The organism is Actinacidiphila acididurans (genome assembly GCF_016918855.1).
In the GTDB taxonomy this organism is placed as follows: Bacteria; Actinomycetota; Actinomycetes; order Streptomycetales; family Streptomycetaceae; genus Actinacidiphila; species Actinacidiphila acididurans.
The window spans coordinates 488,215-514,151 of the sequence record NZ_JADKYB010000004.1 but is presented as its reverse complement, the minus strand read 5'-3'; the positions used below and the strand labels follow the sequence as shown (position 1 = coordinate 514,151).

25 protein-coding genes are annotated in these 25,937 nt (G+C 71.8%); 21 read left to right on the top strand and 4 right to left on the bottom strand.

What is annotated here, in order from left to right; translation table 11 throughout:
* Positions 1-48 precede the first annotated feature (48 nt).
* From ITX44_RS10135 to ITX44_RS10125, 3 genes are all read left to right on the top strand, one after another.
* Positions 49-570, top strand: coding sequence for a GNAT family N-acetyltransferase (locus ITX44_RS10135; protein ID WP_205356729.1), 522 nt, complete (start codon positions 49-51; stop codon positions 568-570).
* 79 nt (positions 571-649) lie between these two features.
* Positions 650-952, top strand: coding sequence for a DUF4229 domain-containing protein (locus ITX44_RS10130; RefSeq protein ID WP_205356728.1), 303 nt, complete (start codon positions 650-652; stop codon positions 950-952).
* 133 nt (positions 953-1,085) lie between these two features.
* Positions 1,086-1,688, top strand: coding sequence for a TetR/AcrR family transcriptional regulator (locus ITX44_RS10125; RefSeq protein WP_205356799.1), 603 nt, complete (start codon positions 1,086-1,088; stop codon positions 1,686-1,688).
* 268 nt (positions 1,689-1,956) lie between these two features.
* Here the strand turns inward: ITX44_RS10125 and ITX44_RS10120 are convergent, their stop codons facing one another.
* Complete coding sequence (locus ITX44_RS10120) at positions 1,957-2,160, bottom strand: cold-shock protein (protein ID WP_205356727.1); 204 nt, start codon at positions 2,158-2,160, stop codon at positions 1,957-1,959.
* A gap of 248 nt (positions 2,161-2,408) precedes the next feature.
* Between ITX44_RS10120 and ITX44_RS10115 the strand changes: the two genes are divergently transcribed.
* From ITX44_RS10115 to ITX44_RS10095, 5 genes are all read left to right on the top strand, one after another.
* Positions 2,409-3,344, top strand: coding sequence for a menaquinone biosynthetic enzyme MqnA/MqnD family protein (locus tag ITX44_RS10115; protein WP_205356726.1), 936 nt, complete (start codon positions 2,409-2,411; stop codon positions 3,342-3,344).
* A 139-nt stretch (positions 3,345-3,483) separates the two neighbouring features.
* Positions 3,484-4,674, top strand: a complete 1,191-nt coding sequence (gene mqnC, locus ITX44_RS10110; protein WP_205356725.1) for a cyclic dehypoxanthinyl futalosine synthase — start codon at positions 3,484-3,486, stop codon at positions 4,672-4,674.
* A gap of 14 nt (positions 4,675-4,688) precedes the next feature.
* Complete coding sequence (locus tag ITX44_RS10105) at positions 4,689-5,384, top strand: demethylmenaquinone methyltransferase (RefSeq protein WP_205356724.1); 696 nt, start codon at positions 4,689-4,691, stop codon at positions 5,382-5,384.
* Positions 5,385-5,623: 239 nt separating this feature from the next.
* Positions 5,624-7,675 carry a zinc ribbon domain-containing protein gene (locus tag ITX44_RS10100; protein WP_205356723.1) on the top strand — a complete coding sequence of 684 codons (2,052 nt, stop codon included), beginning with the start codon at positions 5,624-5,626 and terminating at the stop codon, positions 7,673-7,675.
* 92 nt (positions 7,676-7,767) lie between these two features.
* On the top strand, positions 7,768-9,054 hold the full coding sequence (locus ITX44_RS10095) for a geranylgeranyl reductase family protein (protein WP_205356722.1): 1,287 nt from the start codon (positions 7,768-7,770) through the stop codon (positions 9,052-9,054).
* Positions 9,055-9,085: 31 nt separating this feature from the next.
* Here the strand turns inward: ITX44_RS10095 and ITX44_RS10090 are convergent, their stop codons facing one another.
* Together ITX44_RS10090 and ITX44_RS10085 are read right to left on the bottom strand one after the other, a co-directional pair.
* Entirely contained in the window at positions 9,086-9,511 is a 426-nt protein-coding gene (locus tag ITX44_RS10090) for a TIGR03668 family PPOX class F420-dependent oxidoreductase (RefSeq protein WP_205356721.1), read from the bottom strand.
* Between the two features lie 46 nt (positions 9,512-9,557).
* Complete coding sequence (locus ITX44_RS10085; protein ID WP_205356798.1) at positions 9,558-9,953, bottom strand: cupin domain-containing protein; 396 nt, start codon at positions 9,951-9,953, stop codon at positions 9,558-9,560.
* Positions 9,954-10,113: 160 nt separating this feature from the next.
* On the opposite strand from ITX44_RS10085, the gene ITX44_RS10080 reads away from it, so the two are divergent.
* On the top strand, positions 10,114-11,088 hold the full coding sequence (locus ITX44_RS10080) for a GlxA family transcriptional regulator (RefSeq protein WP_205356720.1): 975 nt from the start codon (positions 10,114-10,116) through the stop codon (positions 11,086-11,088).
* 319 nt (positions 11,089-11,407) lie between these two features.
* Here the strand turns inward: ITX44_RS10080 and ITX44_RS10075 are convergent, their stop codons facing one another.
* Positions 11,408-12,511, bottom strand: a complete 1,104-nt coding sequence (locus tag ITX44_RS10075; protein ID WP_205356719.1) for a C40 family peptidase — start codon at positions 12,509-12,511, stop codon at positions 11,408-11,410.
* Between the two features lie 606 nt (positions 12,512-13,117).
* On the opposite strand from ITX44_RS10075, the gene ITX44_RS10070 reads away from it, so the two are divergent.
* The 12 genes from ITX44_RS10070 to nuoL are packed head-to-tail and all read left to right on the top strand — an operon-like array spanning position 13,118 to position 25,933.
* Entirely contained in the window at positions 13,118-13,477 is a 360-nt protein-coding gene (locus tag ITX44_RS10070) for an NADH-quinone oxidoreductase subunit A (protein ID WP_103887024.1), read from the top strand.
* A 30-nt stretch (positions 13,478-13,507) separates the two neighbouring features.
* Positions 13,508-14,062 (top strand): NuoB/complex I 20 kDa subunit family protein, encoded by a 555-nt coding sequence (locus tag ITX44_RS10065; protein WP_205356718.1) that lies wholly within the window; start codon positions 13,508-13,510, stop codon positions 14,060-14,062.
* Positions 14,063-14,109: 47 nt separating this feature from the next.
* Positions 14,110-14,820: an NADH-quinone oxidoreductase subunit C gene (locus ITX44_RS10060; RefSeq protein ID WP_236060366.1), complete on the top strand. Its 711-nt coding sequence runs from the start codon at positions 14,110-14,112 to the stop codon at positions 14,818-14,820.
* Positions 14,820-16,157 carry an NADH-quinone oxidoreductase subunit D gene (locus ITX44_RS10055; protein WP_205356716.1) on the top strand — a complete coding sequence of 446 codons (1,338 nt, stop codon included), beginning with the start codon at positions 14,820-14,822 and terminating at the stop codon, positions 16,155-16,157. Before ITX44_RS10060 ends, ITX44_RS10055 begins: the two co-directional genes overlap by 1 nt.
* Entirely contained in the window at positions 16,154-16,912 is a 759-nt protein-coding gene (gene nuoE / locus ITX44_RS10050) for an NADH-quinone oxidoreductase subunit NuoE (protein ID WP_205356715.1), read from the top strand. The genes ITX44_RS10055 and nuoE overlap by 4 nt, the downstream gene beginning before the upstream one ends.
* Positions 16,909-18,243, top strand: coding sequence for an NADH-quinone oxidoreductase subunit NuoF (gene nuoF / locus ITX44_RS10045; protein WP_205356714.1), 1,335 nt, complete (start codon positions 16,909-16,911; stop codon positions 18,241-18,243). The genes nuoE and nuoF overlap by 4 nt, the downstream gene beginning before the upstream one ends.
* Positions 18,240-20,723, top strand: coding sequence for an NADH-quinone oxidoreductase subunit G (locus ITX44_RS10040; RefSeq protein WP_205356713.1), 2,484 nt, complete (start codon positions 18,240-18,242; stop codon positions 20,721-20,723). Before nuoF ends, ITX44_RS10040 begins: the two co-directional genes overlap by 4 nt.
* Positions 20,720-22,117, top strand: coding sequence for an NADH-quinone oxidoreductase subunit NuoH (gene nuoH, locus ITX44_RS10035; RefSeq protein ID WP_205356712.1), 1,398 nt, complete (start codon positions 20,720-20,722; stop codon positions 22,115-22,117). The genes ITX44_RS10040 and nuoH overlap by 4 nt, the downstream gene beginning before the upstream one ends.
* Positions 22,110-22,784, top strand: a complete 675-nt coding sequence (gene nuoI / locus ITX44_RS10030) for an NADH-quinone oxidoreductase subunit NuoI (RefSeq protein WP_205356711.1) — start codon at positions 22,110-22,112, stop codon at positions 22,782-22,784. The genes nuoH and nuoI overlap by 8 nt, the downstream gene beginning before the upstream one ends.
* Positions 22,784-23,719: an NADH-quinone oxidoreductase subunit J gene (locus ITX44_RS10025; RefSeq protein ID WP_205356797.1), complete on the top strand. Its 936-nt coding sequence runs from the start codon at positions 22,784-22,786 to the stop codon at positions 23,717-23,719. Before nuoI ends, ITX44_RS10025 begins: the two co-directional genes overlap by 1 nt.
* Positions 23,716-24,015, top strand: coding sequence for an NADH-quinone oxidoreductase subunit NuoK (gene nuoK, locus ITX44_RS10020; RefSeq protein WP_205356710.1), 300 nt, complete (start codon positions 23,716-23,718; stop codon positions 24,013-24,015). Before ITX44_RS10025 ends, nuoK begins: the two co-directional genes overlap by 4 nt.
* 13 nt (positions 24,016-24,028) lie before the next feature.
* Entirely contained in the window at positions 24,029-25,933 is a 1,905-nt protein-coding gene (gene nuoL / locus ITX44_RS10015; RefSeq protein ID WP_205356709.1) for an NADH-quinone oxidoreductase subunit L, read from the top strand.
* The last annotated feature ends 4 nt before the right edge of the window (positions 25,934-25,937 follow it).

Genomic DNA, 25,937 nt, shown 5'->3' with positions numbered 1-25,937 from the left:
GGCACGCCCGCCGCCCGCCCCGCTGTGCGTAAGGGATACGATCCCGCCATGTCCCTTACGTGCGAGCTGGACCCGGTGCTCGACGACGAGGTGCGCGACGGCGTCCTCGCGCTGTGGACGGACGTCTCCAACGCGGGCGGCGCCGTCGGCTTCGTGCCGCCCGTCACCGCCGACGACATCCGGCCCGACCTCGAATACGGCATCGCCGAGGTCGCGGCCGGCCGCCGCCGGCTGCTGCTCGGCCGGGACGAGGACGACCGGATCGCCGCCACCGCGTTCATCGGCTACAACAGCCACCGCCTGATGGGCCACTGGATCTGGCTGCACACGGTCATGGTGCACCCCGCCCACCAGGGCAAGGGCTACGGTCGCACCCTGATGGCCGCCGCCGAGAGCGTCGCCCGCACACTGCCCGGCGTCGAGGCAATCCGGCTCACCTGCCGCGGCGGCTCCGGAGCCGACCACTTCTACGCCGCCTGCGGCTACAAGGAGGTCGGCCGGGTGCCGGGCGCGATACGGGTCGCGCCGGGCGACGACCGCGACGACGTCGTGATGCTGCTGACGCTCTGAGCGGCCCGCGAGCCCTGGCGCCCCGGGGTCCGTCGCCCCGCCCGAAAGATCGCGGGGAGAGCGTGCTTCACTGGTGGACATGCTCCGCTACACCGCTCTGCGCTTCGGCCTCGTCGTCGCCTGCTTCGGCGTGATCTGGGGGCTGGTCCGGCTGCGGATCCTGCCCGCCGGGCTCGGCAACTCCAACTACCTGTGGGTCGCGCTGCTGGCCCTCGTCATCTCCGCCCCGCTGAGCTGGGTGCTGCTGCGCGGCGCCCGCGAGCAGGCCGCGGTCACCGTCTCCGAGAAGGTCGAGCGCACCCGGCTCAACCTCGCCGCCAGCGCCGGCCAGGAGGACGAGGCGGACGACGCCGCCCGCAGCGGCGAGCCGCACACCGCCTGACCCGCCGGGCACCGCCCCACCCCGTACCCTTGACCCGCGGGCCGGCACGGGGGCCGTTCGCGCGGAACGGGGAGGCGATGTGGCGGTACAGGCACGACGCAAACGCGTCCCGCGGGCCGTGCGTGAGCAGCAGATGCTCGACGCGGCCGTCACGGTCTTCGCCCGCCGCGGCTACCAGGCGGCCTCCATGGACGAGATCGCGCTGGCCGCGGGCGTCAGCAAGCCCCTGGTCTACGTCTACCTGAACTCCAAGGACGAGCTGTTCACCGCCTGCATACGGCGGGAGGCCCAGGCCGTGAAGGCTGCGGTGCGGGCCGCCGTCGAACCGGGCGCACCCCCCGACCGCCAGCTCTGGAACGGCCTCCTCGGCTTCTTCGAGCACACCGCCGCCCACCACGACGGCTGGACCCTCCTGCACTCCCAGGCCCGTACCGTCGGCGCCCCGTCCGCCCACGAGGTCGCCGCGATGCGGCAGGAAATGGCCGACTTCGTCACCCTCCTCATCGGCGCGGCCGCCCGTGACGCGGGGTGCGATCTCGATCACAGTCTCGCCACGGCGGAGGTCTCCGCTTTGGCCCATGCCCTGATCGGCGCCGCCGAGTCGCTCGCCGGCTGGGCCCCTACCGCCCCCCGGGCCTTCACCGGGCGGGACGCCGCCGCGACGCTGATGAATTTGACCTGGTCAGGGCTGCACCAATTACTGGGCGGCCAGCGCTGGCGGCCGCAGGGCGGTTGAGCCTTGGCGGGCGGCAAGCCGGGAATACCCAGGGGCGCGAGGAACTGCGCGATCAGCCCAAACGCATCCGCACTCGGCAACGCACGCGCGGCCCCGAGCTGAACGCAGGCCACGCTTGCGGACGCATCCGAACGGGCGAGCAAGCCCAGCGGCATCCTCAAGGCACGCCGTAGGCAAAAGGCAGGGACCCCGCACTGCGTGCGGGGTCCCTTGGTACTGCAGGTTCTGGGCGCGACGTGCGCCCGGCTCGATCAGCCCGGAGGCGTGATCAGCTGAGCGTGACGTTCTCCGCCTGGGGACCCTTCGGGCCCTGGGTGACGTCGAAGGTCACGGCCTGGTTCTCCTCGAGGGAGCGGAAGCCGGTCGCGTTGATCGCGGAGTAGTGAACGAAGACATCCGGGCCGCCGCCGTCCTGGGCGATGAAGCCGAAGCCCTTTTCAGCGTTGAACCACTTGACGGTTCCGGTAGCCATAAAGCCCTCCTTGGGCTCAAAAAGGGTCGCCCTGCTCCAGAACCTGCTACTGCCGAGTCTGAAAACTACAAAAGCCCGCGGGTTACATGCTCCGCAGGCTTTGTACTGCAAGGAAACCAAACTGCAACTTGCTTTGAGCCTAGCATGGGCACTCTCAGCTGGGGAAGAGCGCCATGATCCGTTTTTGCCGTGGCGCGCCCCACTCCCCCTGCGCGGAGCGCGCGCCGCGCAGGAGTACCGTCCGCGCCATGGACACTTCTGCGCGTAGCGGCTCCGGAACCGACGGCACACAAGGCCACGGCGCCCGGGACGGCGGCCCCACCGGCCCCGCCGCCGACAACGGCACAGCCACCGGCACCCCGGTCCGGCCCCGGGTGGGCCACATCCAGTTCCTGAACTGCGTCCCCCTGTACTGGGGGCTGGCCCGGACCGGCGCCCTGCTGGACCTGGAGCTCACCAAGGACACCCCGGAGAAGCTGAGCGCCCAGCTCGTCGAGGGCCGGCTCGACATCGGCCCGGTCACCCTCATGGAGTACCTGCGGCACGCCGACGACCTGGTCGCCCTGCCCGACATCGCGGTGGGCTGCGACGGCCCGGTGATGTCCTGCGTGATCGTGAGCCAGCTCCCGCTGGACCGGCTCGACGGCGAGCGGGTCGCGCTCGGCTCCACCAGCCGTACGTCCGTCCGGCTGGCCGAGCTGCTGCTGGCCGAGCAGTACGGGGTGCGGCCGGACTACTACCGCTGCCCGCCCGACCTCTCGCTGATGATGCAGGAGGCGCAGGCCGCCGTCCTGATCGGCGACGCGGCGCTGCGCGCCTCGCTGCACGACGCCCCGCGCCTGGGGCTGGCCGTGCACGACCTGGGCACCATGTGGAAGGAGTGGACCGGCCTGCCGTTCGTCTTCGCGATCTGGGCGGCCCGCCGCGACTACCTCGCCGCCCACCCGCAGGCCGTGCGCGACGTCCACCGCGCCTTCCTGGCCTCCCGTGACCTGAGTCTGGAGGAGGTCGCCAAGGTCGCCGAGCAGGCGGCCCGCTGGGAGTCCTTCGACGAGGAGGTGCTGCGCCGCTACTTCACCACCCTCGACTTCTCGCTGGGCGCCCCCCAGCTCGCCGGCATCGCCGAGTTCGCCGGCCGGGTCGGCTTCCCGGCCGAGGCCCGCGTCGAGCTGCTGGACGCCTGAGCCGGCTCGGCTCGCGGACCCGCGACGGCTCGCACAGCCCGCCACAGGGACCGGGCACAGGGGCGGCGCCCCGTCAGGGCCCGGTCCACCGGCGGGCGTACGCTGGGCGGGTCCGACCACGAGCGAAGGGACCTCCCCGGTGAGCGACATCGCAGCCGTCCTCGACCGAGCCGCCCAGGGCGGGCGGATCACCGCGGAGGAGGCGCTCGACGTGTACCGCGACGCTCCGCTGCACGCGCTCGGCGCCGCCGCGGACGCGGTCCGGCGGCGCAGGTACGCCGGCACCGAGCACATCGCCACGTACATCATCGAGCGCAACATCAACTACACGAACGTGTGCGTGACGGCCTGCAAGTTCTGCGCGTTCTACGCCGCGCCGAAGGACGAGGCCAAGGGCTGGACCCGGGACCTGGACGACATCCTGCGCCGGTGCGCGGAGACGGTGGCGCTGGGCGGCACCCAGATCATGTTCCAGGGCGGCCACCACCCGGACTTCGGCGTGGAGTACTACGAGAAGCACTTCGCGGCGATCAAGAAGGAATTCCCGCAGCTCGTCATCCACTCCCTCGGCGCCTCCGAGGTCGAGCACATGGCGCGGATCTCCGGGGTGAGCGCGGCCGAGGCGATCACCCGGCTGCACGCGGCGGGCCTGGACTCCTTCGCCGGCGCCGGCGCCGAGCTGCTGCCGGAGCGGCCCCGCAAGGCCATCGCGCCGCTCAAGGAGTCCGGCGAGCGCTGGCTGGAGATCATGGAGACCGCGCACAACCTGGGCGTGGAGTCCACCTCCACCATGCTGATGGGCACCGGCGAGACCAACGCCGAGCGCATCGAGCACCTGCGGATGATCCGGGACGTGCAGGACCGCACCGGCGGCTTCCGCGCCTTCATCCCGTACACGTACCAGCCGGAGAACAACCACCTGAAGGGCCAGACGCAGGCCACCCTGTTCGAGTACCTGCGGATGATCGCCGTGGCCCGGCTGTTCCTGGACAACGTCGCCCACATCCAGGGCTCCTGGCTGACCACCGGCAAGGAGACCGGCCAGCTCTCGCTGCACTACGGCGCGGACGACCTCGGCTCGGTGATGCTGGAGGAGAACGTGGTGTCCTCGGCCGGCGCCCGGCACCGCTCCAACCGGATGGAGCTGATCCACCTCATCCGTACCGCCGGCCGGGTGCCGGCCCAGCGCGCCACCACCTACGAGCACTTGGTGGTGCACGACGACCCGGCCAACGACCCGGTCGACGACCAGGTCGTCTCCCACCTGTCGTCCACCGCCATCGAGGGCGGCACCGCGCACCCGGAGCTCAAGCTCCTCGACGCCCGCTGACCGGGGTGACCGCCGTGACCCGAGCCTCCCTCGACAAGCGCCCCTCGGACGTCGCCGCGATGTTCGACGGTGTGGCGGAGAAGTACGACCTGACCAATGACGTGCTCTCGCTCGGCCAGACCCGGCTGTGGCGGCGGGCCGTGGCCCAGGCCCTCGCGGTGCGCGCGGGGGAGCGGGTGCTGGACCTCGGCGCCGGCACCGGCACCTCCTCGCTGCCCTTCGCCGAGGCCGGCGCGCAGGTCGTGCCCTGCGACTTCTCCCTCGGCATGCTCCGCGAGGGCAAGAAGCGCCACCCCGGACTCCCGCTCACCGCGGGCGACGCCACGAAGCTGCCGTTCGCCGACGGCGCCTTCGACGCGGCCACCATCTCCTTCGCGCTGCGCAACGTGCACGACCCGGACGCGGCCCTGCGGGAGATGCGCCGGGTGGTACGGCCCGGTGGGCGCCTGGTGGTGTGCGAGTTCAGCCACCCCACCTTCGGGCCCTTCCGCACCGTCTACACCGAGTACCTGATGCGGGCGCTGCCGCCGGTGGCCACCAAGGTCAGCAGCAACCCCGACGCGTACGTCTACCTCGCCGAGTCCATCCGCGCCTGGCCCGACCAGCCCGCCCTGGCCGGCCGGCTGAAGTCCGCCGGCTGGTCCTCGGTCGCCTGGCGCAACCTCACCGGCGGCATCGTGGCCCTGCACCGCGGCACGAATCCGGCCTGACGGCCGGCCGATTCCCGTACGGCGCCGGGAGTTCGCGGCCCGGCGCCGGCGGTACGGGAGCCGGCCGGGTGACGGGTGGTGGCGCAGGCCCCGCCCGAGCCGCCGGTACGGCCGCGGACACGGTCCGGGGGGGAGCGGTCAATTCCGCTGTCGCGGGCGGCAATCGGCCCTCTACGCTGCGGATGTCTGCGGGGAGGACGATCTCCCCGTCTCCCCCCGCCCGACATCCCGGAGCGTCCATGCCCCTCTGCCCTGCCTGCGGCGCGCAGGTCCCTGACGCGGACGACGTCCGCTTCTGCGCCCGCTGCGGCCACGAACTCGCGCCTGCGGCGGGCGGGCCGCCGGACCGGGACCCGGACCCGGACCCGGGCGCCGGGGAGCCGCCCATACCCCCGCTGCCGAGCGCGCCCCCGACCGCCGGGGCCGGCCCGGACGTTCCGCCCGTGCCGACGGCGCCGCCGTCCGCAGCCGTGCCGCCCGGTTCCGTACCGCCGCCTGCCTATGCCCCCACCGCCGTCCTGGCGTCGCCCGGCGGCGAGCCGTCGGCCGCCGGGCGGTTCCTGCGGCGCGTCGTCACGGGCAGCTGGGGATCGGCCGCCGCGGCGGGAGCGGCTCCGGTGCTGGTCCTGACCGCCTTCGTCGCGGTCGTCACCGCGGTCACCGGGCAGACCGAGCCGTACGCCTTCGTGAGCTGGTGGACCCGCGCCCGGATCGTCACGGGCGCCATGATGCAGGCCTTCGGCGGTTCGCTGCGGATCACCACGCGCGAACCGGCGGGCGACCCGGGATTCTCCCAGTACGGCACGGACGGCTCTGACGGGTCCGACGGCTCCAGTGACTTCGGTACGTCGGACGGGTCGGACGGCTCGGACCCCTTCGGTTCCTCCGGCGGCTCCGACGGTTCCTCCGACTTCGGCGGCTCGGACGGCTCTGACGGCTCCTCGGGTTTCGGCAGCTCGGACGGAACAGGCGACTTCGGCGGCTCCGACGGCTCCTCCGACTTCGGCGGCACCGACGGCTCTGACGGTTCCTCCGATTTCGGGGACACCGGCAGCGGCAGCGGCTTCGACGACCCCACCGGCACCGGGAGCTTCGAGTACCACCAGTCCGGCGGCAGTGGCAGCATCGAACTCGGCGGCGGGCCGGGGACCGGGTCCAGCGGGACCGTCCACCAGACGCTGTCCATGGTGCCGTTGAGCGTCACCCTGTTGTGGATCGCCGTGCTGTGGCTGGCCCTGCGGGCCCTGCGCAGGCGCGGGCAGGCCGGGCCCGAGGCGGCGGTGCGGGTGGCCGTGGTCGCCGCCGCCGGCGCGCTGGTGCTGGCGCTGGTCGGGCAGCCCTCGCCGGGCGTGGCCCACATCAGCGACCGGCCGTTCGTGGTGGTGCCGGTCGCCTTCCTGGTCTCGCTCGTGGTCGCCCTCGCGGTGCTGGCCGGTCCGGCCTGGGAAGGGCGGCTCGCCGCCCGCCCGGGCGCGGCGGCCGCGCTGCGCGTCCTGCGCACCGCGCTGCTCGCGTTGCTGCTCTGCGCGCTGCTGGCCGGGGTCGTGGTGCTGATCGTGGCCCTTCGCTACTACTCCGGCGTCACCGGCTGGGGCGTGTTCTTCGTCGCGCTGCTGCTGCCCAACGCGGGCACGGCCGGGCTGGACCTGGGCTGGGGCGGACCGGTGCGGTTCAAGACCGGCTTCGCCGGGCGGACCGTACTCAGCCACGGGTTCGGCCTGTCCGACCTGAGCAAGGTGTGGCACGGCTGGGCGGTGGTGCTGGCGGTCGGCGTCGGCCTGGTCTGCGCGCTGCTGATCGGGGCGCTGGCGGTGCGCCGGTCCCGAGGCCGGTCCGAACGGCTCGCGGTGGCCGGGGTGTTCACCGCGCTGTTCACCGGCCTGGCGGCACTCTCCGGTCTGTCCATGCACGGCTTGGCCGCCGGCGGTGTCTTCGGCGCGGGCACCGGCTCGGCCGGCTCGGCCGCCCCCGAACTGCTGAAGGCCCTGCTGTTCGGGCTGCTGTGGTCGGTCGGCGGAGTGCTCGTGATGTCGTACGCGGCCCGGCTGCGCCGCAACCGGAACGGCGGGCCCGCATGGCCCGTACCGCCGCCGGTCGGCGGCCCGCGCCCGGCACCCGCGGCGGCCGGAACCGTACCGGACGGGCCGCCGGTCGTACCGGCCGGGACCGTACCGGACAGGCCCTCCGTACCGCCGCAGGCGCCCGGACCGCCCGCAGCCGGAGACACCGTCATGGACCTCGGCCTCCTCCAGCCGGACCGGCCGGACCGGAAGCCGCCACGTCACTTGTGACCGGCCGACGGGCGTTTCATAGACTCGTCGCAAGCCGTGCCGCCCCGGGGAAGCCCGCGGGCGGCGCCCCTCGCCGAACCGGGAGAGCCCACGTGACCGACCCCGCCCTGTCCGAACGCAGCGCCGACGTGATCGTGGTCGGGGCCGGGCCCGCCGGTTCGACGGCGGCGTACTACCTGGCCAAGGCGGGACTGGACGTCCTGCTGCTGGAGAAGACCGCGTTCCCGCGCGAGAAGGTGTGCGGCGACGGGCTCACCCCGCGCGCCACCAAGCAGCTGGTGGCGATGGGCATCGACATCTCCGAGGAAGCGGGCTGGCTGCGCAACAAGGGCCTGCGGATCATCAGCGGCGGCCACCGGCTGCACATGGACTGGCCGGACCTGGCCGCGTATCCGAACTACGGCCTGGTGCGCAAGCGCGAGGACTTCGACGAGCTGCTGGCCCAGCAGGCGGTCAAGGCCGGCGCGCGGCTGTACGAGCGGTGCAACGTGGGCGCGCCGATCACCGACGAGCGCACCGGCCGGATCATCGGCGTGCAGGCCAAGCTCGGCGAGGAGAAGGCCCCGGCGGCCTTCTACGCGCCGCTGGTGGTCGCCGCCGACGGCAACTCCACCCGGCTGTCGCTGGCGATGGGCCTGCACCGGCGCGAGGACCGGCCGATGGGCGTGGCGGTCCGCACGTACTTCACCAGCCCCCGGCACGACGACGACTACCTGGAGTCGTGGCTGGAGCTGTGGGACCGGCGCGGCCCGCAGGCCCGGCAGCTTCCCGGCTACGGCTGGATCTTCGGCCTCGGCGACGGTACGTCCAATGTGGGCCTGGGCATCCTGAACTCCTCCGCGGCCTTCCGTGAGCTGGACTGGCGCGAGGTGCTCAAGGCGTGGGTGGCGGGCATGCCGGAGGAGTGGGGCTTCACCCCGGAGAACATGACCCAGCCGATCCGCGGCGCCGCGCTGCCGATGGCCTTCAACCGGCAGCCGCACTACACCCGCGGCCTGCTGCTGGTCGGCGACGCCGGCGGCCTGGTCAACCCGTTCAACGGCGAGGGCATCGCCTACGCCATGGAGTCCGGCTCGCTGGCCGCCGACGTGATCACCCAGGCGCACGCCCGCGCCACCGACCAGCAGCGGGAACTGGCCCTGGCCGGCTACCCGAAGATCCTCAAGGACACCTACGGCGGCTACTACACGCTCGGCCGCGCCTTCGTGAAGCTGATCGGCAACCCGAAGGTGCTCCAGGCGTGCACCCAGCGCGGCCTGACCCACCCCATGCTGATGCGGTTCGCCCTGAAGCTGCTGGCCAACCTCACCGACCCGACCGGCGGCGACGCGATGGACCGGGTGATCAACGGTTTGACCAAGATCACCCCGCGGGCCTGAGCGGCTGTGATGTACGGTCCGGGGCCGGTTCTCACCTGTCCGGTCCCGGGTCCGTGTACGCCCAGCCGGTCCACCGCCGCACCCGGATCCGTACGAACGGGCCGGCGGGCGGCCGGCGGGCGTACTGCTCGTACGCCGCGGTGAGCAGCCGCAGGGCCGCCGGGTCCTGCTCGTGGACCTCGGCGACTCCGTCGGCGCGGGCCCACCACAGCGCGGTCCAGTCCGGCGCGTAGTGGTCGGCCAGCAGCGCGACCCGCGGGTCGCGCCGGATGTTGGCGATCCGGCGCAGCTGCCGCCCGGACTTCGGCTTGTGGTCCACGGCGAACACCACCAGGTCGCCGTCCAGCGCGAAGGTCACCGGCACCAGGTGCGGGTGCCCGTCCTCCCCGACCGTCGCGAGCCGCGCCACCGCCTCCCCGCCGAACCGCCGCCGCGCCTCGTCCGCCGTCAGCTCCATGGGGTGACCTCCATGGGGCGACGGTAACGCGGGGCCGGCCGCGGGGTCAGGAACCGAGCGGGTGGCCGGTGGTGGCGTCGACGTGGGCGGGCACCTCGTCGTGGCGGTCGCCGACCGTGGCGGTGCCGGTGGGCTCGAACAACAGGATCGCGGCGCCGTCCGGGGCGTACGGCTTGTGCTCGGTGCCGCGCGGGACGGTGAAGACGGCGCCGCGCGGGAGCCGGACGGTCCGCGGGCCGGCCGGCTCGCGCAGGTGGATGTGCAGTTCGCCGTCGAGCACGAGGAAGAACTCGTCGGTGTCGTCGTGGACGTGCCACAGGTGCTCGCCGTGCACCTTGGCGACGCGGACGTCGTAGTCGTTGACCCGGGTGACGATGCGCGGGCTCCACAGCGCGTCGAAGGAGGCCAGGGCTTCGTCGAGGGCGATGGGCTCGAGGGCGATGGGCTCGAGGGCGATGGGCTCGGGGGCGGTTCCGGCGGTGGCTGCGGTTCCGGCTTGGGCTTCCGGGGCCGCCTCGGGAGCGGCGGGGCCGGTCGGTTCGTGGCTCATGGACGGGATCCTCGCCGGTCGGTCCGGTCCGCACGAGTGCTACGAATTGCACATGCCGCAAGATTCCTCGCACGCCGGCGGCGGCCCGCACCGGGTCGTGGTGATCGTCGACGAGAACTCCAACCCCTTCGAGCTGGGCTGCGCCACCGAGGTCTTCGGCCTGCGCCGGCCCGAGCTCGGCCGCGACCTGTACGACTTCCGGCTCTGCTCGCCGGAGCCCGAGACGCTGATGCGGGACGGTTTCTTCACCCTCACCGGTGTGGCGGACCTTGCCGCCGCCGAGGCGGCGGACACCCTGATCGTGCCCAACCGGCCGGACGTGGAGGTGCCCCGGCGGACCGAGGTACTGGACACGGTGCGGCGGGCGCACACCCGCGGCACCCGGCTGGTGGGCTTCTGCAGCGGCGCCTTCACGATGGCCGAGGCCGGGGTCCTGGACGGCCGGCGGGCCACCGCGCACTGGCAGTGGGCGCACGAGTTCCGGGCGCGTTTCCCGTCCGTCCGGCTGGAGGAGGATGTGCTCTTCGTGGACGACGGCGACATCCTGACCGCCGCGGGCAGCGCGGCCGCGCTGGATCTGGGGCTGCACATCGTGCGCCGCGACCACGGCATGGAGGCGGCCAACTCGGTCAGCCGGCGGCTGGTGTTCGCGGCGAACCGGGACGGCGGGCAGCGGCAGTTCATCGAGCGGCCGATGCCCGAGACCCCCGACGAATCGCTGGCGCCGGTGCTGGCCTGGGCACAGGAACGGCTGGACGCGACGCTGACCGTCCAGGACCTGGCCGCGCGCGCCTCGGTCAGCCCGGCCACGCTCCACCGGCGCTTTCGCGCCCAGCTCGGCACGACCCCGCTGGCCTGGCTCACCGCCCAGCGCCTCGCCCTCGCCTGCCGCCTGATCGAACGGGGCGAACCCGGCATGGAATCGGTCGCCCGCCGCAGCGGCCTCGGCACCGCGGCCAACCTCCGCGCCCTCATGCGCCGCGACCTGGGCCTGACCCCATCGGCGTACCGCCGCAGATTCGGCTGACGCGCGCGGGGGCGCCCGGCGCACGGGCTCGGCCCGGACGTACGGGCGGGCGCGGCGCGATGCTGTCGGCGCTGCCCGCGGGCGCGGCTGCGCGGATTTCGGCTGATGCGCGCGGGCGCCCTGGCGTACGGGCTCGGCCCGGACGTACGGGCGCGGTGCGATGCTGCGGGCGCTGCCGGCATGCGCGGCTGCGCGGTTTTCGGCTGAAACGCACGGGGCGGCCGTGCCCCGGTCGGACTGGGGAGGCGGCCGCCCTGTTCTGTTGTGCGTGCTGTTGTGAAGCGTTGTGAGCTCAGGTCTTCCCGGAGAACCCGGAGGGTCAGAGGACCCGGACAGCCCCGCTCGGCATGGAGTAGCTGAGCGCGTGGATGCCTATCCCGGTGGAGGGGTTGGCCGCGTCCAGGTACTGGCCGTCGCCGATGAAGACGCCCACGTGGTAGGCGCTGCCCTTGCCGCCCCAGAAGAGCAGGTCGCCGGGCTGGAGGGCGTCCAGGGAGACGGGGGTGCCGACGGTGGACTGCGCTTGCGAGGTCCGCGGCAGGCTCACGCCCACCGAGGCGAAGGCGGCCTGGGTCAGGCCGGAGCAGTCGTAGGAGCTGGGGCCGGTCGCCCCGTAGACGTACGCCTTGCCCACCTGCGCCTTGAGGAAGGCGATGAGCTGGTCGGTCTTGCTCGACGGCGCCGGGGCCGGGGTCGTGTCGGTCGGTGCGGGGGTGACCGGGGTGGAGGTCACGGGGGTGGAGGGGGCCGGAGCGGGAGTGGCCGGGGGAGTGGGAGCCGGAGTGGCCGTCGCGGTCGGCGCGGGCGCCGGGGTCACCAGGGCGACCGGCGTCGCGGTCACCGTGGGCCGGGCCTGGGCGGCACGGGCCTGAGCCGCGGCCTGCTGGGCCCTGGCCTGAGCCGCTGCCGCGGCCGCCTTGGCCTTGGCGGCCGCCGCGGCCTTCTCCTTCGCCAGGGCCTCGGCCTTGGCGGCGGCCTCGGCGCGAGCCTGCCGCGCGGCCTTCTCCTTGGCGGCTGCCGCCGCTGCCTTGGCCTCCTTCGCGGCCTCGGCGGCCCGGGCGGCCTGCGCCGCCTTGGCCCGGTGGGCCCGCTGCGCTTCCTGCGCCTGCCGCCAGGCCGTGTCGGCGGCGGCCCGTGCGGCTGCCGACTGCCGGGCCACGGCCGAGGCGTCCTGCCGGGCGTGCGACGACGAGAACCAGTCGGTCGCGGCGGTGGTGGCCGCGGCCGTCGCGGCGCGGTGGCCGCGGTGCTGCGTGTGGTGCGTTTCGGCCAGAGCCGGGGCGGCTGCGCCGCTGAGCGCGAGCGCACTGACGACACCGCCGACGAGTCCGGCCCGGCGGGTCCACTTGGAACCGCGGGACGCCGCGTGCCGTCGGCGGCCGGTATGGGCGTCGCTGCGAGCATAGCTATGCGAATCGGACATATCTGTCCGGGAGTTGTTCGGGGACATGTGCATTGGCTATCAGGAGCGAATGGTTCCGTTCAACAAAGGTGGGATACGACACAGTTGACGTGACCACGGCTTAAATCCCCAATGCCCGATCTTGAACTGAGTCGGCATTGGGCGATTTTCGCCCGACCGGTTACTTATGCGCTCGTGCACGCGTTCACAGACGAACGGACCGCCTCCGCCCGCCGATCCCTCCCCCTCCCGGCGGGGCCACCAGGCGCTATCACGCCGATTCGCCCAGTGCGAATTTGCTTTGATGCGACACCGAATGATAATGGGGACACGGCGCTGACCAGCGGTAACGACCCCGGTGATGACGGGAAGTGATCGTTTCCGCCGCCTCTGGCGCATGATCGCCGCCAGTCCGACTTCATGATCAGTCACCGGGTGGTGGAGATCACAAATGTCGGTCGGTACCCCGTGTCGCAGATCACAGACCGGGAGGCATAGTATGCAGGCGGTTCGGGCTTGTGAACTGCCTCACATAGACGCGATCTTCGTTGATTTTGTGACGCAGTGGGCAGGCAAGGACACGGTCCGTACACGTCAGTCACTGTCGACTGGAAGGAGCGGGGGACGGTGAACGCCTACGCGCCCATCCTCGTGCTGGGCGGCCTTGCGGCCGGCTTCGCGATCTTCTCCGTTTTCATGGCCTCGATCATCGGGCCGAAACGGTACAACCGGGCCAAGTTGGAAGCGTACGAGTGCGGCATCGAGCCCACCCCGCAACCGGCCGGCGGAGGCCGCTTCCCGATCAAGTACTACCTGACGGCGATGCTCTTCATCGTCTTCGACATCGAGATCGTCTTCCTCTACCCGTGGGCCGTCACGTTCGACCGCCTCGGGATGTTCGGGCTCGTGGAAATGCTCCTGTTCGTGCTCACCGTCTTCGTCGCCTACGCGTACGTATGGCGGCGCGGCGGCCTGGAGTGGGACTAGAGGGGACCGAGGGGACCAGGGAGCCAACGCATGGGTATCGAAGAGAAACTGCCGAGCGGATTCCTCCTCACGACGGTGGAGACCGCGGCCGGCTGGGTGCGCAAGGCGTCGGTGTTCCCGGCCACCTTCGGACTCGCCTGCTGTGCCATCGAGATGATGACCACCGGCGCCGGGCGCTACGACATGGCCCGGTTCGGCATGGAGGTCTTCCGCGGTTCGCCGCGCCAGGCCGATCTGATGATCGTCGCGGGCCGGGTGAGCCAGAAGATGGCCCCGGTGCTGCGGCAGGTCTACGACCAGATGCCGAACCCCAAGTGGGTCATCTCCATGGGCGTGTGCGCCTCCAGCGGAGGAATGTTCAACAACTACGCGATCGTGCAGGGCGTCGACCACATCGTGCCGGTCGACATCTACCTGCCCGGCTGCCCGCCGCGGCCGGAGATGCTGCTCGACGCGATCCTCAAGCTGCACGAGAAGATCCAGGACAGCAAGCTCGGCGTCCACCGCGAGCAGGCCGCCCGGGAGGCCGAGGAAGCCGCGCGCAACGCCCTGCCGCTCATCGAGATGAAGGGGCTGCTGCGGTGACCACTCCCCCTGACAGTTCCCCCAACGGCCCGGGCGACGGCAACCAGCTGCCGAGCCCGCGCGAGACGGGCGCCGGTGAGGTGATCGGCGTCCGCAAGGGCATGTTCGGTGCCAACAACGGCGGCGACACCTCCGGTTACGGCGGGCTGGTACGTACCGTCCGGCTGCCCGGCGCGAGCACCCGGCCGTACGGCGGACCGGGCGGCGAGAGCGGCGAGGGTGTCTTCGACCTGATCGCCGACGAACTCGAGGGCGCGCTGGAGGAGCAGGGCCTGCCGCCGGGCGACGCGATCGAGAAGACCGTGGTCGACCGGGGCGAGCTGACCTTCCACATCGCCCGCGAGCACCTGGTCCGGGTGGCCCGCACCCTGCGCGACGACCCGGCGCTGCGCTTCGAGCTGTGCACCGGGGTGAGCGGGGTGCACTACCCCGGCGACCAGGGCCGCGAGCTGCACGCCGTCTACCACCTGCGGTCGATCACCCACACCCGGCTGATCCGGGTGGAGGTCAGCGTCCCGGACACCGACCCGCGTATCCCCTCGCTGGTCCCGGTCTACCCGACCAACGACTGGCACGAGCGCGAGACCTACGACTTCTTCGGGATCGTCTTCGACGGCCACCCGGCGCTCACCCGGATCATGATGCCGGACGACTGGCCCGGCCACCCGCAGCGCAAGGACTACCCGCTCGGTGGCATCCCCGTCGAGTACAAGGGCGCCCAGATCCCGGCTCCCGACCAGCGGAGGTCGTACAGCTGATGACCAGTACCCCCCACGCACCGCAGCAGGCCGAGGAACGCGAGACCACCGAAGGCCGGGTCTTCACCGTCACCGGCGGGGACTGGGACGAGCTCGCGGAGACCGTCGGCAAGGCCGACGACGAGCGGATCATCGTCAACATGGGCCCGCAGCACCCGTCCACGCACGGCGTGCTCCGGCTGATCCTGGAGATCGACGGCGAGACGGTCACCGAGGCCCGGGCCGGCATCGGCTACCTGCACACCGGCATCGAGAAGAACATGGAGTTCCGGACCTGGACCCAGGGGTCCACGTTCGTGACCCGCATGGACTACCTCACGCCGCTGTTCAACGAGACCGCGTACTGCCTCGCGGTGGAGAAACTGCTCGGCATCGAGGACCAGATCCCGGACCGCGCCAGCGTCATCCGGGTGATGCTGATGGAGCTCAACCGGATCTCCTCCCACCTGGTGGCCATCGCCACCGGCGGCATGGAGCTGGGCGCGACCACCATCATGATCTACGGCTTCCGCGACCGCGAGATGATCCTCGACATCTTCGAGCTGATCACCGGCCTGCGGATGAACCACGCGTACGTCCGGCCCGGTGGCCTGGCGCAGGACCTCCCGCCAGGCGCCGTGGACCAGATCCGGGAGTTCGTGAAGAAGTTCCGCAAGAACCTGCCGGAGTACGACAAGCTCGCCACCGGCAACCCGATCTTCAAGGGCCGGATGCAGGACGTCGGCTACCTGGACCTGGCCGGCTGCATGGCGCTGGGCGCCACCGGCCCGATACTGCGTGCCGCCGGCCTGCCGCACGACCTGCGCAAGACCGATCCGTACTGCGGCTACGAGGCATACGACTTCGAGGTGCCGACGGCCGACACCTGCGACTCCTACGGCCGGTTCCTGGTCCGGCTGCACGAGATGTACGAGAGCCTGCGGATCGTCGAGCAGTGCCTGGACCGGCTCGCCCCCGGCCCGGTGATGGTCGAGGACAAGAAGATCGCCTGGCCCGCGCAGCTCGCCCTCGGCCCGGACGGCATGGGCAACTCCCTGGACCACATCAAGAAGATCATGGGCACCTCCATGGAGGCCCTGATCCACCACTTCAAGCTGGTCACCGAGGGCTTCCGGGTGCCCGCCGGCCAGGCGTACTCGACGGTGGAGTCCGCCAAGGGCGAACTGGGCGTGCACGTCGTCAGCGACGGCAGCACCCGCCCGTACCGGGTGCACTTCCGCGACCCGTCCTTCACCAACCTGCAGACCATGGCGGCGATGTGCGAAGGCGGCCAGGTCGCCGACGTGATCGTCGCGGTGGCGTCCATCGACCCCGTGATGGGAGGTGTCGACCGATGACCGAGGTGTCACTCGGCATCCCCGAGATGCCGGCGCCCGACTTCCCGGCCGACGTACGGGCCCGGCTGGAGACCGACGCCCGGGAGGTGATCGCCCGCTACCCGGACTCGCGCAGCGCCCTGCTGCCGCTGCTGCACCTGGTGCAGTCCGAGGAGGGGTACGTCTCCCGGACCGGCATCCGGTTCTGCTCCGACGTGCTGGACCTGACCACCGCCGAGGTCACCGCGGTCGCCACCTTCTACACGATGTACCGGCGCAAGCCGTCCGGCGACTACCAGGTCGGGGTATGCACCAACACGCTGTGCGCGGTGATGGGCGGCGACGCGATCTTCGACGAGCTGCGCGGCCACCTCGGCGTCGGCAACGACGAGACCACCGCGGACGGCAAGGTCACGCTGGAGCACATCGAGTGCAACGCGGCCTGCGACTTCGCGCCGGTGGTGATGGTCAACTGGGAGTTCTTCGACAACCAGACCCCCGAGTCGGCCAAGAAGCTGGTCGACGACCTGATCGCCGGCCGGGAGGTGCGCCCGACCCGCGGCGCGCCCCTGTGCACGTACAAGGAGACCGCGCGGATCCTGGCCGGCTTCCCCGACGAGCGCGAGGGCGCGGTCGAGGCCGGCGGCAGCGCGGGCCCGGCCTCGCTGGCGGGTCTTCGGCTGCACCGCGGCGAGACGCCCGGCCGCACGGTCCCGCAGCAGGCGTCCGACCCCGACCACCAGGGCGGACCGGTCACCGAGGAGGGCGAGGGATGACGGTGGAATCCCCGGAGAAGCTGCTCGTACCCGTGCTGTCGGCGTTCTGGGACGACCCGAAGTCATGGACGCTGGAGACCTATCGCCGGCACGAGGGATACCAGGCGCTGCACAAGGCGCTGGCCATGCCGCCGGACGACGTCATCGCCTACGTCAAGGACTCCGGGCTGCGCGGCCGCGGCGGCGCCGGCTTCCCCACCGGGATGAAGTGGCAGTTCATCCCGCAGGGTGACGGCAAGCCGCACTACCTGGTGGTCAACGCGGACGAGTCCGAGCCCGGGACGTGCAAGGACATCCCGCTGCTGTACGCCAACCCGCACTCCCTCATCGAGGGCATCGTGATCGCCTGCTGGGCGATCCGCTCCAACCATGCCTTCATCTACCTCCGTGGTGAGGTCGTGCCCGTGCTGCGCAGGCTGCACGAGGCGGTCCGCGAGGCGTACGCCGCCGGCTACCTCGGCCGGAACATCCAGGGCAGTGGCTTCGACCTGGACATCACGGTGCACGCGGGCGCCGGCGCCTACATCTGCGGCGAGGAGACCGCGCTGCTCGACTCGCTGGAGGGCCGGCGCGGCCAGCCCCGGCTGCGGCCGCCCTTCCCCGCGGTCGAGGGCCTGTACGCGTGCCCCACTGTCGTGAACAACGTCGAATCCATCGCGTCCGTTCCCGCCATCGTCAACCGGGGCAAGGAGTGGTTCCGGACGATGGGCAGCGAGAAGTCCCCGGGCTTCACGCTCTACTCGCTGTCCGGCCACGTCGCCCGCCCCGGCCAGTACGAGGGCCCGCTCGGCATCACCCTGCGCCAACTGCTCGACATGGGCGGCGGGATGCGGCCCGGCCACCGGCTGAAGTTCTGGACCCCCGGCGGCTCGTCCACCCCGATGTTCACCGACGAGCACCTCGATGTGCCGCTGGACTACGAGGGCGTGGGCGCGGCCGGCTCGATGCTCGGCACCAAGGCACTGCAGTGCTTCGACGAGACCACCTGCGTGGTGCGGGCGGTCACCCGGTGGACCGAGTTCTACGCCCACGAGTCCTGCGGCAAGTGCACCCCCTGCCGCGAGGGCACCTACTGGCTGGTCCAGCTGATGCGGGACATCGAGGCCGGCAAGGGCCGGCCCGAGGACCTGGACAAGCTCAACGACATCGCCGACAACATCAACGGCAAGTCCTTCTGCGCGCTGGGCGACGGAGCCGCCGCCCCGATCTTCTCCTCCCTGAAGTACTTCCGCGCGGAGTACGAGGAGCACATCGAGCGCCAGGGCTGCCCCTTCGACCCGGCCCGCTCCACCGCCTGGGCCGACTCCTCGCGGACGGAGGTCATCGCGTGACCGTCATCACCAACGCACCCTCCGGAGGAGCCCCGGCGGTGCCGCCCGAGGACCTGATCACCGTCACCATCGACGGGATCAGCGTCTCGGTGCCCAAGGGGACCCTGGTCATCCGCGCCGCCGAGATGATCGGCGTCGAGGTGCCCCGGTTCTGCGACCACCCGCTGCTGGACCCGGTGGGCGCCTGCCGCCAGTGCATCGTGGAGATCGAGGGCCAGCGCAAGCCGGTCGCCTCGTGCACCATCACCTGCACCGACGGCATGGTGATCTCCACCCAGATCAGCTCTCCGGTGGCCGCCAAGGCCCAGCGCGGCGTGATGGAGCTGCTGCTCATCAACCACCCGCTGGACTGCCCGGTGTGCGACAAGGGCGGCGAGTGCCCGCTCCAGAACCAGGCGATGTCGGTCGGCGACCCGGACAGCCGCTTCGAGGGCCGCAAGCGCACGTACGAGAAGCCGGTGCCGATCTCCACCCAGGTGCTGCTGGACCGCGAGCGGTGCGTGCTGTGCGCCCGCTGCACCCGGTTCAGCCAGCAGATCGCCGGCGACCCGTTCATCGAGCTGCTGGAGCGCGGCGCGCTGGAGCAGGTCGGCATCGGCGAGGGCGAGCCGTTCCAGTCGTACTTCTCCGGCAACACCATCCAGATCTGCCCGGTGGGCGCGCTCACCTCGGCCGCGTACCGGTTCCGCTCCCGCCCGTTCGACCTGGTCTCCTCGCCGTCGGTGTGCGAGCACTGCGCGGGCGGCTGCGCCACCCGTACCGACCACCGGCGCGGCAAGGTGATGCGACGCCTGGCCGCCAACGACCCGGAGGTCAACGAGGAGTGGCTGTGCGACAAGGGCCGGTTCGGCTTCCGCTACGCGCAGCGGCCCGAGCGGCTGACCCAGCCGCTGATCCGCAACGCCGAGGGTGAGCTGGTCCCGGCGAGCTGGCCGGAGGCGCTGGCCGCCGCCGCGACCGGGCTGGCCGCCGCGCAGGGCCGGGCGGCGGTGCTCCCCGGCGGCCGGGTCACGGTCGAGGACGCCTACGCCTACGCCAAGTTCGCCCGCGTGGTGCTCGGCACCAACGACGTGGACTTCCGGGCCCGCCGGCACTCCGCCGAGGAGGCCGCGTTCCTGGCCGCCGCGGTCGCCGGGCACGGGGTGGACCTGGACGAAAAAGGCCTGACCAACCAAGGGCTGGAGAAGGCGCCGGCGGTGCTGCTGGCCGGCCTGGAGGCCGAGGAGGAGGCGCCGTCGGTCTTCCTGCGGCTGCGCAAGGCGCACCGCAAGTTCAAGCAGCGCACGTACGCGCTGGCCACCCACGCCACCCGCGGCCTGGACAAGGCCGGCGGCGTGCTGCTGCCGACCGCGCCCGGCACCGAGCCGGAGTGGCTGGACGCGCTGGCCGGCGGGATCGGGCTGGACGAGCTGGGCCGCGAGGCGCACGACGCGCTGCGGCAGCCGGGCGCGGCCATCCTGGTCGGCGAGCGGCTGGCCGCCGTGCCGGGCGCGCTGACCGCCGCGCTCCGGCTGGCCGCCGCCACCGGTGCGACGCTCGCCTGGATCCCGCGCCGGGCCGGTGAGCGCGGCGCCGTCGAGGCCGGGGCGCTGCCCGCGCTGCTGCCCGGCGGCCGGGTCGTCACCGACCCGCGGGCCCGCGAGGAAGTCGCCCGGATCTGGGGGCTGCCCGACCTGCCGGGCCGCACCGGCCGCGACACCGAGGCCATCGTCGAGGCCGCGGCCACCGGCGAACTGACCGCCCTGGTGATCGGCGGCGTCGAGATCGCCGACCTGCCGGACCCGGCCCGCGCGCGGGCCGCGCTGGCCAACGCCGACTTCGTGGTCAGCCTGGAGCAGCGGCCCAGCGAGGTCACCGAGCACGCCGACGTGGTGCTGCCGGTCGCCGCGGTCGCCGAGAAGTCCGGCACCTTCCTCAACTGGGAAGGCCGCGTCCGGACGTTCGAGACCGCGATCAAGCCCGACCAGGCCACCACCCGGCACCAGCTCACCGACGCCCGCGTGCTGACCATGGTGGCCGACGCGATGGACGCGAGGCTGGGCCTGGCCGACGTCGGCGCGGCCCGCCGCGAACTGGACCTGCTCTCCGGCTGGGACGGCACCCGCGCCGCCGCGCCGCTGGCCTCCACGGTGCCGCTGCCCCGCCCCGCGGCCGGGCAGGCGGTGCTGGCCGGCCACCGGCTGCTGCTGGACCAGGGCCGGCTCCAGGAGGGCGACGACGCGCTGGCCGGCACCCGCCACCCGGCGGTGGCCCGGGTGTCCGAGGCGACCGCGGCCGAGCTCGGGGTGGCCGACGGCGAGCCGCTCGCCGTCACCGGCCCGGCCGGGACCGTGACCCTGCCCCTGACCGTGACCCCGATGCCGGACCGCGTGGTCTGGGTGCCGCTCAACTCCGTCGGCGGGGGCGTCGGCTCGGACACCGGAGCGCTTCCCGGCCAGGTCGTCACCGTGGGCGCACCGACCTCGGAGGTGGCCGAATGACCAGCACGGTGAACGGCGGGACGGTGTCGCTGGCCGCGACGACCGAGCACCTGTCGTACTTCGGGCACGACGTGTGGTGGCTCATCGTCATCAAGGCGGTGTTCTGCTTCGCCTTCGCGATGCTGACCGTACTGTTCTCCATCGTCTGGGAACGCAAGGTCGTCGCCTGGATGCAACTGCGCATCGGACCCAACCGGCACGGCCCCTGGGGCATGCTCCAGTCGCTGGCCGACGGCGTGAAGCTGATGCTCAAGGAGGACCTGAACGTCAAGCGGGCCGACGTCGTCGTCTACGTGATGGCGCCGATCGTCTCGGCCATCCCCGCGTTCATGGCCTTCGCGGTGATCCCGTTCGGCCCGGCCGACAACGAGATCTCGATCTTCGGCCACCGCACCCCGATGCAGCTCACCGACCTGCCGATCGGCATCCTCTACATCCTGGCCACGGCATCGGTCGGCATCTACGGCATCGTGCTGGCCGGCTGGTCGTCCGGCTCGACCTACCCGCTGCTGGGCGGCCTGCGCGCCTCGGCGCAGATGATCTCCTACGAGATCGCGATGGGCCTGTCCTTCGCCGCGGTGTTCCTCTACACCGGCTCGATGTCGACCTCGACCATCGTGTCCGCACAGCACCAGCGGTGGTACGCGATCCTGCTGCCGGTGTCGTTCCTGATCTACATCGCCACCATGGTCGGGGAGACCAACCGCGCCCCCTTCGACATGCCCGAGTCCGAGGGCGACCTGGTGGGCGGCTTCAACACCGAGTACAGCTCGATCAAGTTCGCGCTGTTCATGCTCGCCGAGTACGTGAACATGGTGACGGTCTCCGCGGTCGCCACCACCCTCTTCCTCGGCGGCTGGCGCGCCCCCTGGCCGATCTCCACGGTGTGGGACGGCGCCAACCACGGCTGGTGGCCGCTGCTGTGGTTCGTCATCAAGGTGAACCTGCTGCTCTTCTTCTTCATCTGGCTGCGCGGCACCCTGCCCCGGGTCCGCTACGACCAGCTGATGAAGCTGGGCTGGAAGGTGCTCATCCCCGTCTCGATGGTCTGGCTGATGCTGGTGGCCGCCGTGCGGGCGATGCGCAACGAGAACTACGACTTCACCAAGATCGTGCTGTACATCGGCGGCGCCGTGATCGCGCTGCTGCTGATCTCGCTGGTCGTGGACCTCTTCCGGGACCGCGAGGACAAGCGTGCGGCACCGCCCGGCGGCGCTCCGGCCCCGCCGGAGCGATTCGACCCGATGGCCGGCGGTTATCCCGTGCCGCCGTTGCCGGGACAGCAGATGGAAAGGGTGCCGCGGCGCCCGAGCCGGGCTCAGGGCCAGCTCGTGGGCGCGTCACCGGCGCCGGATGTCACGCAGAAGGAGAACGAGGAGGACGGCGATGCCTGAGTTCCTGGGACCGGTCGCGGGCTTCGGCGTGACCTTCACGGCCATGTTCAAGAAGCGCCTGACCGAGCAGTACCCGGAGTACAAGAAGCCCACCGCGCCGCGGTTCCACGGGCGGCACCAGCTCAACCGGCACCCGGACGGGCTGGAGAAGTGCGTGGGCTGCGAACTGTGCGCCTGGGCCTGCCCGGCCGACGCGATCTACGTCGAGGGCGCGGACAACACCGACGAGGAGCGCTACTCCCCGGGCGAGCGGTACGGCCGCGTCTACCAGATCAACTACGCCCGCTGCATCCTGTGCGGTCTGTGCATCGAGGCGTGCCCGACCCGGGCGCTGACCATGACCAACGAGTACGAACTCGCCGACCGGACCCGCGAGTCGCTGATCTTCACCAAGGAGCAGCTGCTGGCCGGCCTGGAGGAGGGGATGGTCGACTCCCCGCACTCCATCTTCCCGGGCATGGACGAGGGCGACTACTACCGCGGCGCGGTCACCGAGGCGGCGCCCGGCACCGTACGGCAGGTCGCGGTCTCCAAGGGCGAACAGCCCGCGGAGCAGGCCGCCGACCAGGCTGCCGACCACCCGGCTGACCGGGCCGCCGACGCGTCCGGCGCCGAGGTCAGCGCGCCCGGCGGGACCACTCCGGCCGGAACGGGGGACGAGGCATGATGTCGCTCGCCGCATCCGCGTCGCAGACCTCCACGGGGGAGGCGGTCCAGTTCTGGGTGCTCGGCACGGTCGCCGTGCTGGGCGCGCTGGGCACGGTGCTGATGAAAAAGGCCGTGCACAGCGCGCTCTCCCTGGCGGGCACGATGATCGTGCTCGCCGTCTTCTACCTGGCGCAGGGCGCGTACTTCCTGGGCGTGGTGCAGATCGTCGTCTACACCGGCGCCATCATGATGCTGTTCCTGTTCGTGGTCATGCTGGTCGGCATCACCGCCGCGGACTCCCTGAAGGAGACCCTGAAGGGGCAGCGCTGGTGGGCCGCGATCTGCGGGATCGGCTTCGGCGTCCTGCTGATCGCCGGCATCGCCAACGCCTCGCTGCACACCTTCACCGGGACCGGCGCCGCCAACTCCGCCCAGGGCGGGAACGTGCCGGGCCTGGCCCGGCTGCTGTTCACCACGTACGTGTGGGCCTTCGAGCTCACCGGCGCCCTGCTGATCACCGCGGCCATCGGCGCCATGGTGCTCACCCACCGGGAGCGCACCGAGGAGCGCCGCACCCAGCGCGAGCTGGCCGAGGCCCGGGTGCGCGAGGGCACGCAGGTCACCCCGCTGCCGGCGCCGGGTACGTACGCGCGGCACAACGCGGTGGACATCCCCGGCCTGCTGCCCGACGGCACCATCTCCGAGGCGTCCGTCAGCTCCACGCTGCGCGAGCGCGGCCAGATCCGGGACGTCTCCCGGGACGCGCTGCGCCGGCTGGCCGAACTCGACCAGCGCTCCGAGGAGTGGCTGGAGCGCCGGGGTGTGGCCGGCGCCTCCCGCTGGGAGCCCGGCCGCCGCAAGGGGCTGCCCGGCGCCGGCTCCGGCGACGACCCCGCGGACCCCGCGGACCCGGCTGAGCACGCAGCCGACCACGCAGAGGAGGGCGCCAAGTGAACCCGGTCAACTACCTGTACCTGTCGGCGCTGCTGTTCACCATCGGCGCGGCCGGGGTGCTGATCCGGCGCAACGCGATCGTCGTCTTCATGTGCGTCGAGCTGATGCTGAACGCCTGCAACCTGGCGTTCGTCACCTTCTCCCGGCTGCACGGCAATCTCGACGGCCAGATCATCGCCTTCTTCACGATGGTCGTCGCCGCCGCCGAGGTCGTGGTGGGGCTGGCGATCATCGTGTCGATCTACCGCACCCGCCACTCGGCCTCGGTCGACGACGCCAACCTGATGAAGCTGTAGAGGGGCTGCGCCAGTGGAAACCCTGATCGGACTGCTCGTCGCGGCGCCGTTGCTCGGCGCGGGCATCCTGCTGACCGGCGGCCGGCGGCTGGACCGTACCGGCCATCTGATCGGCACCCTGCTCGCGCTGGTGTCCTTCGCCTTCGCGGTGGTGCTCTTCGCCGACATGCTCGGCAAGGACACCGCCCAGCGCACGCTGACCTCGCACCTGTGGACATGGGTGCCGGTGGAAGGCTTCCAGGCGCAGGTCGGCTTCCAGCTCGACCAGTTGTCGATGACCTTCGTCCTGCTGATCACCGGGGTGGGCTCGCTCATCCACATCTACTCGATCGGCTACATGGCGCACGACGAGCGCCGCCGTCGCTTCTTCGGCTACCTCAACCTGTTCCTGGCGGCGATGCTGCTGCTGGTGCTGGCCGACAACTACTTCCTGCTCTACGCGGGCTGGGAGGGCGTGGGCCTGGCCTCGTACCTGCTGATCGGGTTCTGGCAGCACAAGCCCAGCGCGGCCACCGCGGCGAAGAAGGCGTTCATCGTCAACCGGGTCGGCGACATCGGCCTGTCGATCGGCATCATGCTGATGTTCACCACCTTCGGGTCGTTCGCGTTCGCCGACGTCTTCCCCAAGGTGGCCCAGGCGTCCGGCACGCAGCACGCCACCGTCACCGGAATCGGCTTCATGCTGCTGCTGGCCGCGTGCGGCAAGTCCGCCCAGGTGCCGCTGCAGTCCTGGCTCGGCGACGCGATGGAGGGCCCGACCCCGGTCTCCGCCCTCATCCACGCCGCCACGATGGTGACCGCCGGCGTCTACCTCATCACCCGCTCCTCCGCGATCTTCAACGCCGCCCCCGACGCGCAGACCGCGGTGGTCACGGTCGGCGCGGTCACGCTGCTGTTCGGTGCGATCGTCGGTTGCGCCAAGGACGACATCAAGAAGGCCCTGGCCGGCTCCACGATGTCGCAGATCGGCTACATGATCATGGCGGCCGGCCTCGGCCCGATCGGCTACGTGTTCGCGATCATGCACCTGGTCACCCACGGCTTCTTCAAGGCCGGGCTGTTCCTCGGCGCCGGCTCGGTGATGCACGGCATGAACGACGAAGTGGACATGCGCCGTTACGGCGCCTTGCGCTCGTACATGCCGATCACCTTCGTCACCTTCGGCCTGGGCTACCTGGCGATCATCGGGTTCCCGGGCCTGTCCGGCTTCTTCTCCAAGGACAAGATCATCGAGGCCGCGTTCGCCAAGGGCGGCGGCGAGGGCTGGATCCTGGGCAGCGCGGCCCTGCTGGGCGCGGCGATCACCGCGTTCTACATGACCCGCGTGATGATCATGACGTTCTTCGGCGAGAAGCGCTGGCAGCCCGACGCAGAAGGCCACGAGCCGCACCCGCACGAGTCGCCCGCCACCATGACCGTCCCGATGATCGTGCTGGCCTTCGGATCGGTCTTCGCCGGCGGCCTGTTCAGCATCAACTCCGCGTTCGTGAAGTGGCTGGAGCCGGTGACCGGGCACTCCGAGGGCAACTCCCCGGTGAGCACCGCCACCGTGACCGCCGGCACCATGGTCGTCCTGGTGGTCGGCGTGGCGCTGGCCTGGGCGATGTACGGCCGCCGGCCGGTGCCCGCGGTCGCCCCCCGCGGCAGCCTGCTCACCCGGGCCGCCCGCCGCGACCTGCTCCAGGACGACTTCAACCACGTGGTCCTGGTCCGCGGCGGCGAGCACCTGACCCGGTCGCTGGTCTACCTCGACCACTCCCTGGTCGACGGTGTCGTCAACGGCACCGCGGCCTCGGTGGGCGGCCTGTCCGGACGGCTGCGCCGGGTGCAGAACGGCTACGTGCGCTCCTACGCGGTCTCGATGCTGGGCGGCACCGCGCTGGTCGTCGCCGCGACCCTTCTGATGAGGGCGGTCTGATAGC

Excerpts from the sequence above, each read along its gene's own strand:
- ITX44_RS10075 (WP_205356719.1), bottom strand. The coding sequence starts at position 12,511 with ATGTCCGATTCGCATAGCTATGCTCGCAGCGACGCCCATACCGGCCGC.
- ITX44_RS10100 (WP_205356723.1), top strand. The coding sequence starts at position 5,624 with ATGCCCCTCTGCCCTGCCTGCGGCGCGCAGGTCCCTGACGCGGACGAC.
- ITX44_RS10135 (WP_205356729.1), top strand. The coding sequence starts at position 49 with ATGTCCCTTACGTGCGAGCTGGACCCGGTGCTCGACGACGAGGTGCGC.
- nuoF (WP_205356714.1), top strand. The coding sequence starts at position 16,909 with ATGACGGTGGAATCCCCGGAGAAGCTGCTCGTACCCGTGCTGTCGGCG.
- ITX44_RS10120 (WP_205356727.1), bottom strand. The coding sequence starts at position 2,160 with ATGGCTACCGGAACCGTCAAGTGGTTCAACGCTGAAAAGGGCTTCGGC.
- ITX44_RS10065 (WP_205356718.1), top strand. The coding sequence starts at position 13,508 with ATGGGTATCGAAGAGAAACTGCCGAGCGGATTCCTCCTCACGACGGTG.
- nuoH (WP_205356712.1), top strand. The coding sequence starts at position 20,720 with ATGACCAGCACGGTGAACGGCGGGACGGTGTCGCTGGCCGCGACGACC.
- ITX44_RS10025 (WP_205356797.1), top strand. The coding sequence starts at position 22,784 with ATGTCGCTCGCCGCATCCGCGTCGCAGACCTCCACGGGGGAGGCGGTC.
- ITX44_RS10125 (WP_205356799.1), top strand. The coding sequence starts at position 1,086 with ATGCTCGACGCGGCCGTCACGGTCTTCGCCCGCCGCGGCTACCAGGCG.
- ITX44_RS10080 (WP_205356720.1), top strand. The coding sequence starts at position 10,114 with ATGCCGCAAGATTCCTCGCACGCCGGCGGCGGCCCGCACCGGGTCGTG.
- nuoE (WP_205356715.1), top strand. The coding sequence starts at position 16,154 with ATGACCGAGGTGTCACTCGGCATCCCCGAGATGCCGGCGCCCGACTTC.
- ITX44_RS10115 (WP_205356726.1), top strand. The coding sequence starts at position 2,409 with ATGGACACTTCTGCGCGTAGCGGCTCCGGAACCGACGGCACACAAGGC.
- ITX44_RS10090 (WP_205356721.1), bottom strand. The coding sequence starts at position 9,511 with ATGGAGCTGACGGCGGACGAGGCGCGGCGGCGGTTCGGCGGGGAGGCG.
- ITX44_RS10130 (WP_205356728.1), top strand. The coding sequence starts at position 650 with ATGCTCCGCTACACCGCTCTGCGCTTCGGCCTCGTCGTCGCCTGCTTC.
- ITX44_RS10055 (WP_205356716.1), top strand. The coding sequence starts at position 14,820 with ATGACCAGTACCCCCCACGCACCGCAGCAGGCCGAGGAACGCGAGACC.
- nuoI (WP_205356711.1), top strand. The coding sequence starts at position 22,110 with ATGCCTGAGTTCCTGGGACCGGTCGCGGGCTTCGGCGTGACCTTCACG.